This is a genomic window from Okeania hirsuta, assembly GCF_003838195.1.
In the GTDB taxonomy this organism is placed as follows: Bacteria; Cyanobacteriota; Cyanobacteriia; order Cyanobacteriales; family Microcoleaceae; genus Okeania; species Okeania hirsuta.
In genome coordinates, this window is record NZ_RCBY01000040.1 from 33,247 (window position 1) to 43,914 (window position 10,668).

Here is a 10,668-nt window from a genome sequence, read left to right on the forward strand (position 1 = left end):
AGTTATCAGTACGCTCGAATAATAATGAAGTTAAAGAATATTGTAATGTTTTTGAGGAAGGTCTTAATCGCAAAGATGTTTGATATCTTCATTTTCAGTAGTTTTGAGATAAGCGCTCGCCCAATTACAAGCACGGTTAAGTAAGTCGTCTAAGTCTGCATTTAATAGCAAGACTCCTGACTGGTTTTGTACAGCGATCGCTTTCCCATCAGGACTAAATTTTTCGCCTAAGAATGAATTGGTTGTGTAGAGTTCGGTTTCTGTGACAAAGATGCCATTGAGTAGATGGAGTGTTACTTTACCATATTCGTGTTCGATGGTAAGGATATCACTATTAGGACTGAAACTAATACTTTTAACTTCCTCGCTATTTTTAATCTCTTTGTGTTCTCTTGTGTTTACATTCCATATTATGACATTATTATTTTCACTAACTGAAGCGATCTTCTTGCCATCAGGGCTAAAAGTTGCCTTAATAATTTTATCTGTATGAATTTCCTCAAAAGGAGGGTTAATCAATTCTCCGTCAAGACTCCAAAGCTTCAATATTTTTTCATCACCACCAGAGAGAATTGTTTTGCCATCAGGACTGAAACTTGCAGTGTTTACTATATCTTTTTCTTTAATAGTGTTGAGCAACTGACCATCCTTGTGCCAAATTTTAATAGTTTTATCGTCGCTAGCAGAGACAATTTTTGTTCCATCATGGTTAAAAGTAGCGCTATTTACCCAAGCACTATGACCCTTGAAAGTTCTGATTAACTTACCATCAAGACTCCAGAGTTTCAAAGGATATTCTGTTTTACCCCAAGCAATTGTTTGGCGATCATAACTATAGTCTAAAATTTTGGAAAACTCATCACAAGATTTAGATTCTTGAGGAGTATTGAATTTTTTACCATCAAGCTGCCAGAATATCAAAGTCTCACATTCTGAGCTGTCATTAGTAGAAGTAATAGAAGTAATAGAATTATTTTCCTCCTGAAATCTAACTTTATCTCCCCTCACATCTTTTTTTAAAAGATTACCTTCTTTATCCCAAAAAATGATTGTCTTTTCTCCGTCTATACTATATTCATCATCATCATCAATAGAGGCAAAGAAGTTTCCATCTGGACTAAATTCTATAGATTGAACAGGGTATTTATGTCCTCTAAGAGTCTTTATTTCTTTACCATCTTCATTCCAAAGCTTAATAGTTTTATCGTCACTAGCTGTGGCAATTATTTCACCATCTGGACTAAACTTGACATCATTGATTTCTCCATAATGTCCTTTTATAAGGGAAACAACATTTCCATCAAGATTCCAAAGTTTAATAATATTACCAGAAGTAGAAACAATAATATTGCCTGCTGGATTTAACTCAATATTATTAATACCAGGATCATTAATTTGTTGATATGGCTTCATTAGAGTTCCATCACTTTGCCAAAGATTAATTACACTATTTTCTTCCCTGTCAGGGTTATAGCTAAGAGTAATAATTATTTTACTATCAAGGCTAAAATCCAAACTTTCTACTTGATCTCGGTGCTCTAATTTACCAGCATAAGTACCATTCCTTCTCCAAATTTTCGCAAAATTATCATCACCAATAGAAGCAATAATCTGACTATCTGGACTGAAAATAACCTTTTCAACTTTCTGATGATGTCCGCCTAAATCTTTAATTAATTTGCCATTAAGATTCCATAGTTTGACTTGATTGTAACTTTGAGTAGCAATTATTTGTTTATCTTGACTGAGAAGAATTTTTTCAATTTTTTCATTATGGCCATCAAAAGAATTTATTAATTTACCGCTTCTATTCAAAAATATCCCTTGATTATCACATATAACAGTAATGACCTGACTATCTGGACTAAAAAAAATATCTTGTAGTTTTTGATAATCTCCATCTAATTCCGCAATTAATTCACCTTCATTGCTCCAAATTTTAATGCCATAAAAACTGACAGAAGCAATAATTTGGCTATCTGGGCTAAAAGCCAGTTTTTTTACTTGATTATGTTCTAGAATTTTTAGTGGAAATCCTTTGTTATTCCACAATTGAATAATGTTATTATTATTAATAGCTGCAACTGTTTTTGCATCAGGGCTAACTTTGATGTTTTTTAGATATCCAGTATTTTTCTGTAAAGCTATTTCTTTCTTGTCAGTATTCCACAATTTAGGAGTGTAACTATAGTCATCACTATTAGTAATGAAATTTTGATTGTTACGACTGAAACTAAAAACATAAGAATGTGGCACAATTATTGTTGTTATCAAATTTTTATCCTGTTGCTGTATTTCGATTTTTTTGAGGGATGTATTAATTGGTACAATATCTGCATTTAAAGATTTATCAAAACTGTTTTTCCGATGCAGGAAAAAAAAAGGACTATGGTAATCAAAAATTTTCAAAAAATTGTCTATTTTCCAAAGTATTACTGTATCGTCTTCGCTAGCTGATATTATAAATTTGTCATAGGGGCTAAAGCTTAGATGAGATATATTTTCACTATGATTCTTTAAATTTCCGTGTTGAAAAGTGTATAAATAACGGAGGTAAGTATGATAATTGCTTCTTGTCAATATTTGTGCATAATTTTGATTATAATCATCAACATAAACTATAAACATTCTATGATTACTAATAATATTATGAGTATAATCTGCTAAAGATTCACCATATCTTTTTATAAGTTCTCCATTCACTTTATAGATTTTAAAATCATTACCTCGGCTCGAAAAAATAATAGTTTCATCATCTATAAACTCAATATCAGTCGTAGCATAATTATCAATCTCTACTTCTTTCTCTTCATCAATAAACCAAAGTTTCACATTATCATAATTATCTGCAGAAGCAACAATTTTACCATTCGGACTAAAACTAACGTGGGCAACAGGAGCAGTATGACTATCAAAAGTTTTCACTAAACTACCATCTTTTACACTCCAAATTTGAACTTTTCCATCTTTACAACCTGTCGCTACAAACTGATTATCTGAACTAAAACTAACATCCAGTACCTCCTCATTATGTGGTAAAGAAATAGATTCTCTACTATCATCTAACCACCTAACTACTGCCGAATTATCTTTACTAGCAGAAGCAATCATTCTACCATCAGAACTAAAGCCAACCTGGGTAATATCATCCTTATGTTCGTCAAAAGTTTTTTCCTCTTGACTACCATCAACCCACCAAACTTTTACCGTATCATCCTTACTTCCCGTAGCAATCATTTTCTCGTCATTACTAACACTAATATGAGTTACACCATCCTCATGTTTAAATCTATTAAACTCTTTTACTTCCTGAATTGCTGTACTTAATTCTGACAAAACTTCCAGTTTTATTTCTGGCATTGCTCCAAAGGATAACCATTTTAATTTCTTTCCTGTTTCAATAGCAGATACTAACCGATCTAATTCTTGATTTTGCTTAGAAGCAGAACTTAAACCTAACAAATAAGTGTTAACTCCAACTAAGGTAGACATAATAGCAACTGCCCCAAATGCCAACATCATTCCCCCTAAAGTAATAGCCGCACGACGGGCAGAATTTAATTGCTTTTTCAAAGCATCATTTAACATTTTTTCTGTCTGTTTCCGCAGCTCTCTTTCCTTCTCCAACTCAGCAGATATCTGAGCTGCTTCTGACATTTCTTTTCTGACAAAATATGCCAAATAATCGTGAACTAATTGATAATTATCTGAAGGACTTGCGGGAATTCTAAATACCAACCTAGACTTAACTAAAACAGTTAAAATTAATTCCATCCGTTCGGGTTTTTCTGTATATTCTTCCAACTCCACCCGACTTTTCAGAGGGCGAGTATTATTCTCATCTGTGAGGAAATATAAAACTACTTTTGCTAACCTTTCGTTCTCCGGTCCGCAATACTTAATTACCTCCTCTAAATACCGCCCGACGAAAGCTTGTTTCGGACCCTTTTTTTGATACTCTACTAAAGTAGTAATATTCTCATTTTGCAACTGCGACCCCACAATTTGTAACTCAATTGGTCGCACAGTATTCAAATTTCCTGCTAAATCTTTGACTAATTCATCTATTAATTCTGGGGTTAAAGTAAAAGTAGTCTGGGATGTTATCCCTTGAATTACCGACTTAGCATTTTCGATAGAAAAATCACCAATATAATAGATATGCTTTTTGCTGAGAATGTCATTATTAATAATATCTAAACTGACCAGACGATTACATTCTAAAAGATAGTTAATGAAATCTTCCCGCAGGGAAATAATTACATTGACAAAAGATATTTTCAAACATTCTTGGAGAAAATCATAAAATTGTAGTCGTTGATTTATATCCTTGTTATTAAAGAAAAATTCCTCAAATTGGTCGAAGATTAAAACAGTGACTTTATTCTGCTTTTCCAGCGCTCTTAAAATTGACAATAAGTCATCATTAGAAAGAGTCTTCAAAGTCCCCCTTTCTAAGGGGGATTTAGGGGGATTGTCAATGTGCCTCATATTTCTAAGGGAAGAGTCTTCAAAACACCCCTTTTCTAGGGGAGAAGTCTTCAAAGTCCCCCTTTCTAAGGGGGATTTAGGGGGATTATATTCCCTACTTTCCAATTCTGAAATAGCCTTTACCAAACTATCACCAAGATTTTGCCTCCAATCAGTATAAACTTGCTGCAAAACTGGCAAAATATCCCTAGCATCTACAGAATCTCCTTTCAAAATTGGAATTAATCCAGCTTCCACTAAAGAACTTTTACCAACTCCAGAAGAACCATACAAAATTGTGAATCTATGGTGAGAAACTTTAATCCGACTGACTAAATTCTCCACATCCGGCAACCTACCAGAAGTAGCTATTTCTTGAGTTAATTTTTTTGATGCTTGAATCGAGGATAAATCAGGATTAGAACGATGTTTTCTTGGCTGTAATTTCCCAGCTCCAATGAAAGCTTTAATGGCAAACTGAGTCTCAATTTCTTGTTGTTCTAATTTTTGATTAAATGCCCTTAAATAATCTCCTCTATGGAAATAACAATTTCCCAATTCTTTCAAAATTAACCGATAAAGTTCGGGGTCGTAACTAGGCTTAGTTATAGTTTTTGCTGCTTCTAAAGTTGTAACTGCTGTTTCTACTTGGTCAAGGTTTTTTTGAGCTTTAGCTAAAGAAAATAAATACCAACCTTTGTGATAGTGGAGTTCCCAATCTAATACTGGATTAGTTTTTTCAGAATCATTAGATATTTCAACAACAGCTTCTGCTAATAAAGATAATGCTTGTTCAGCAAATTCTTGAGTTTCATGCCAAGCTTTTCGATTCGACTTAACTTCTGCTAAAAATCCATAAGTTCTTGCCATCCTAAATTTGGTTTGATGACTTTGATGAATATTTAAAGCCTTTTCAGCAACTTTTTCCAACTCATCCCAATCCAAAAGTCGATGATTAACCTCTGCCAAATAATTGATAAATCTATCAACTAAATCGCTCCTTTGAGCAAATTCAAAACAATTTATACATTCCTGAAAATAATCTTTTGCTCGTAGACAACTATGCTGATATTCCTGACGATTTCCTTCAGCATAGTCTCGCCACCATAAGCCCAAATAAAATGACAAATATCCTTGTTTTACCAGATTATTATTTTGTTTCCACAACTCCAAACTCTGCTCATAATGCTGCCGAGATTCCTCCAAATCATCACCTAATCTTCCCAGAGCAAATTCTAAACTTGCCTCTAATTCTGACTCTATTTTTACCCCACCATTTAATAACTCTTGAAAAGCCGCCTTAAGTTGGATATCTGTACAACTATCAAAATCATCTTTACCCAGAAAAATATTCCCAGATTCAAAAGTTTTGTAATAAACATCTTCGCTAATTGACCGAATAAAATCAACCACATCATCTGCCGAAGCTTCAAAATCAATTGTGACTGCCCAACTATAAAAATCTGGAGCCAAACGAATCATTTCAGCTAACACATTATCCGTCACCCATAGCACCAATGGAAAGTGAAAATTATCGCTAAATTCTCCCCGAATTTGATTCGCACTAGGCAATAGTCGAGAAATTTCTTTCACCGACTCTAAACCCAATACCATTAAAGCTTGAAATTGTTCATTTCCTATTTGTTTTTCAATAGTAGAATAGAGAGTAATTGCAGAAGGTTCTAAATTAAGTTGCTGAACTTTTACAGAACAGATATTAGCTAATCTTTGTATGAGATTATGTTGTAAACTCTTAAAATTACAATGAACTAAAATCAAGGAAAAATTTTTCCCTTCAGCTTCAAGAGCAAAAGCTAATTCCTGTAAAGAATTTTGATTTTTCTGTGAAAGATTTTCTAGTTTGTTTGGGTTTGTCATTTTGTTAGATTAAGTCCGCTAGCATTGATGTAATTAGATTCAGAACTTTTTCAGGTAGTATTTCATAAAAAATTGTGATACAATATATATATTGGGGGTTGCTCGCCCCTGCGCATGATTTTTTATTCAATTTAAATTATAAAATTAATCGACTAAAGCGATCGCAACGTCATCCCGTAGCAACAACAACTTTCTAAAATGGGAACAAGCAACACCTAAGACGGGAGCAAGATGCTCCCACTGCCATGCACCGAAAATAATATTACTTCGGTTAATTAACTAGACAACAAATTAGATAAAATAAGAACGTTAATACCAGAAAGAGCTTCTAAGCGTTTATCGTTAGTTAAAAAAGTTTCACATCCATTTAAAATTGCAGTTGCACCATGAATTGCATCTGGCAGTCTTAAATTAATCATGGTTCTTAATCGAGCTGATTCTATCAGAATTTTTCGATTTATTGGTACTACTTTAAGCAATTGCGAATTTTGGATGGCATTTTCATAAATTAAACAAACTTCAGTATTATTCTCAATTAATGGTTTTACTAAAACTTCTGCTAAAGTTAATTCGCTAGTAATTGCTTTGAGACTTCCATTATCAAAAGCCTCAAATAACTCATTTAATAAAGCTTGAAATTCAGCATATCCTTCTACTGCATAAATAAAGATATTAGTATCTAAATAAACTCGTGTTCCTGTGATTGCTTCTAAAATTCCCATTGACCTCGCTCTTGATTAATAAAATTATCTACTTCCTCTGGAGTCGCAAAACATCCTTTGCCACTACCGATGATACTTTTTAAAGAACTTTTTTTGTTGGATGAAGATTTATATTTCTGAATTTTATTAGCAATATAAGCAATTAATTCTAATTGTTGATCCAGATTCATTCCATCTATTTGTTTAATTACATTTTCCACAGAAACAATATTTTCGTTCATAGTATAACTTCCTTTTTGTCTACTATTTGAGTGAGATACTTACTATTACTATAGCAGATATAAATCTATATTTTACATACTTGGAATATGCTATAATAGTTGCCAAATTTGTTAATTGTAAACCTGGCTCAAAAGTCCCCTAATATAAAACTATATCAAAACCATTATGAAATTTATCAATCCCAAGGTCGATTACGCCTTCAAAAAAATATTTGGCTCCGAACAAAGCAAAGACATCTTAATCAGCTTTCTCAATGCCATAATTTATGGAGGCAAAAAAGTAATTCAATCTCTAACAATTCTTAACCCTTTTAATCCCGGTCAATTAATCAATTTAAAAGACACCTATTTAGATATAAAAGCAGTTTTAGTAGATGGCTCAATTGTAGTTATTGAAATGCAAGTAGCTAGAATGGCAGGTTTCAACAAACGAGTAGCTTACAATTTGGCTAAAGCTTATGCCAATCAGTTAGAAACTGGAGAAGATTATCTGCTACTAAATCCAGCCATAGCCGTGACAATTACAGATTTTATTCTGTTTGAAAAAAAGGATGATTTTATCAATAAGTTTGTATTTAAGGAGGAGACTAAAAATTTTGAATGTCTTGATAAACAATTACGATTAATTTTCTTAGAGTTGCCGAAATTTAAGAAAGCTTTATCTGAGTTAAATACTTTGACGGATAAATGGATTTATTTTCTGAAAGAGGCTAACAGATTGGATAGTATTCCTGAAAATTTAGGGGAAGTTTCTGAAATAGAAAAAGCTTTAAATATTGCTAATAGAATTAATATGACGGTAGAAGAATTAGATATAGTTGAGCGTCGAGCAATTGCAATGCAAGATGAAAGAGGACGGATAACTTATGCGAAAGAACAAGGAGAAGAACAAGGAAGGTTGAATCAAACAATTGCTCTGGTTATGCGTTTACTGAAAAAACGTTTTGGAGAAATTCCAGAGACAATAAATAATCAGATTGAAGATTTACTTTTGTCAGATTTGGAAAGTTTAACGGAGGATATTTTGGATTTTAATAGTTTGGAGGATTTAGAAAGTTGGTTGGAGGAAAATTCGCCTTCTTAATTGAATAGATTATATCATGTGCCCCTTCTAGGGCAGATACCCTAGTGGATAATTACTTATAATAAAGTTTTTGTTTGTAGTTGGGCTTTAGCCCTTACAATACTTATATTATACCATCCATGAAAAAAGAATGTGTTCGAATAATAAGCATCATAAAAATACTTTCATCTCAAGTCTATTTGACGAAAAATATAATTTACAACATCAAAAATGATATTAAATCTATCTATTCAGCAATTCTGTTTGCGGAGCATTCCGTAGGAAATTCTAATAAATACCCTAACTATTTGTAGCAAACATTTATCAATTTGGTATTAGGACTAAAGCCCAACTACGAGCCTAGTTATAACTGTTCTACCTATTTTATATAGAGCGACATAACTGTTAGAAAAACTCATAATTTTTCCATCCAATTAATACACTTTTGTAACTGTTGTTCCATGGTTTTTGTATCAGCATAATATCGATGACCATGACCAGGTAATACCCACTCAAAACTATAAGGTATAAGTTTACCCATAGATTTAATTTGTTCTGACCAAGAATACCCACAATAACGGCGAAAAGCATAAAGTTGATTTAAACGACTAGACCAAGCTAGATGGTCGCCAGTAAATAAAAATTTTCCATATAGTAAGACTGTATGACCTTTACTGTGACCAGGTACAGGAATAATTAATAAATCAGGACTTAGGGAAAATGGTTCTGTTCCAGTTAATTTTATTTCTACATTATTAGTAGTTGAAGAAATATCATCTACATGAAGAATGCGATCGCAGTTAAAATGTTGTCTAAATTTTTGATGGTCTGCTACATCATCTTGGTGGGTTAAATACATATATTTAATTCCTCCCATTTCTTCCAAACGCTTCACTAATGGAGGTAAAAATTGGGAGGAATTAAATACATATATTTAATTCCTCCCATTTCTTCCAAACGCTTCACTAATGGAGGTAAAAATTGGGGTGAGTCTACTAAAATATTCCCCTCTGGTCTGACAATAAAATAACTAGCTGCTCCAAAAGATTTTTCTGAATGATATCCACAATGATAAACATTATCTGCTACTAAAATTGGCAAGGTTTGCTGAATTTTTTTAATATCTTTTGGTGCTTCAATAGTACCGATAGAATTTGTCGGACAAGATAGTAAAGCTTGTATTGCTTCCTGTCTTTCTTTGTCGTTTTTTGGTTGATGATAAACTGCTGATTTATCTCCATTTCGATGAAAAACTGTAGGTGACATCCAGCGACAAGTATCACAGTCTATACAGGTACTATCAACGTATATATCGCCATTAATATTTTCAGTACGTCGTAATTTAATTTTAGCCATTTTTACCTATTCAAAAAAGCTTATTATGAATTATGATTAATTTTGTAAGCATTTAGCTATTAGCGGTCAGCGGTCAGCTTTTTATTTTTGCTTAACCTGTTAATAATAATACCATTTATCAAAAACTTTTCTACACTTTTTTAAGTAGGGGATTCATTAATGGATAATGGATAATGGATAATTGATAATTACTTCTCCCTAAAAGAAAGAGGATTGACTAAAAGGAAAAAAATTATTTTTTCCCCTTTCAAGGGGAGGCTTTAAACCTGAATTATTTAATTATTTAATTATTTTATTATTAATTCTTCGATAAGGGAGTGGGGGATTGGGGGAGAGACAAACATCAGAATAATTAGTATTAACTTGCTAATAATTAGGAAATAAGTTATTAGACCTGTATTAATTACTTGATAACTGAAGTTTCAGCCAAGTATAACATTACTTTTTGGTATTGGTATAATCCCTCTGACAAAGATAATTATATTCTGTATGTTGGAATAACCACAAGAAAAAATTTAGGAATTAGGGAGTAGGGAACAAGGGGAAAGAACGAAAAATATTCTCACTTCAACAGCTATATAATTTTTATTATGAATTGATATTAGCTTATGGCTGATAACTGATAGTTGGGCTTGAATGCTTACTTGATTTTAACATTTTCCGACAGGAATTCAGATGTAAGAATTTGAATGTTCCTTCAAAGTAGAGAATATAGCAGTTATCATGTTCATATATATTCATTTTTTTCTTTTTTTCTGCTCCCTGTTCCCTGTTCCCTTTTTCCTGTTCCCTGTTCCCTAAAATTCTCCAATATTTCACAAGTTAAATCATATTGCTATAAAAATAATGGATAATTGATAATTGATAATTGATAATTACCTCTCCCTAAAAACGGATAGGATAGAATAAAAGGAAAATTAATTCATTGTTTCTCCTCATTAGGAGAGTATTTTTACCT

Annotated in this window: 4 protein-coding genes and 1 pseudogene; 1 reads left to right on the forward strand and 4 read right to left on the reverse strand. The window is 32.5% G+C overall.

What is annotated here, in order from left to right:
- Positions 1 to 63 precede the first annotated feature (63 nt).
- The 3 genes from D5R40_RS09625 to D5R40_RS09635 all read right to left on the reverse strand — a co-directional run bounded on the left by D5R40_RS09625 (position 64) and on the right by D5R40_RS09635 (position 7,291).
- Complete coding sequence (locus tag D5R40_RS09625) at positions 64 to 6,348, reverse strand: WD40 repeat domain-containing protein (protein WP_124154561.1); 6,285 nt, start codon at positions 6,346 to 6,348, stop codon at positions 64 to 66.
- 275 nt (positions 6,349 to 6,623) lie between these two features.
- A complete protein-coding gene (locus tag D5R40_RS09630; protein WP_124145308.1) occupies positions 6,624 to 7,070 on the reverse strand; it encodes a type II toxin-antitoxin system VapC family toxin in 447 nt (148 codons plus the stop codon).
- A complete protein-coding gene (locus D5R40_RS09635) occupies positions 7,058 to 7,291 on the reverse strand; it encodes a hypothetical protein (protein WP_124145307.1) in 234 nt (77 codons plus the stop codon). The genes D5R40_RS09630 and D5R40_RS09635 overlap by 13 nt, the downstream gene beginning before the upstream one ends.
- Positions 7,292 to 7,457: 166 nt before the next feature.
- Here D5R40_RS09635 and D5R40_RS09640 point away from each other — a divergent pair, with 166 nt between their 5' ends.
- Complete coding sequence (locus tag D5R40_RS09640) at positions 7,458 to 8,375, forward strand: Rpn family recombination-promoting nuclease/putative transposase (protein ID WP_124154562.1); 918 nt, start codon at positions 7,458 to 7,460, stop codon at positions 8,373 to 8,375.
- Positions 8,376 to 8,769: 394 nt separating this feature from the next.
- Here D5R40_RS09640 and D5R40_RS09645 read toward each other — a convergent pair.
- Positions 8,770 to 9,710: pseudogene (locus D5R40_RS09645) on the reverse strand (MBL fold metallo-hydrolase).
- Positions 9,711 to 10,668: the final 958 nt, after the last annotated feature.

Excerpts from the sequence above, each read along its gene's own strand:
- D5R40_RS09625 (WP_124154561.1), bottom strand. The coding sequence starts at position 6,348 with ATGACAAACCCAAACAAACTAGAAAATCTTTCACAGAAAAATCAAAAT.
- D5R40_RS09630 (WP_124145308.1), bottom strand. The coding sequence starts at position 7,070 with ATGGGAATTTTAGAAGCAATCACAGGAACACGAGTTTATTTAGATACT.
- D5R40_RS09640 (WP_124154562.1), top strand. The coding sequence starts at position 7,458 with ATGAAATTTATCAATCCCAAGGTCGATTACGCCTTCAAAAAAATATTT.
- D5R40_RS09635 (WP_124145307.1), bottom strand. The coding sequence starts at position 7,291 with ATGAACGAAAATATTGTTTCTGTGGAAAATGTAATTAAACAAATAGAT.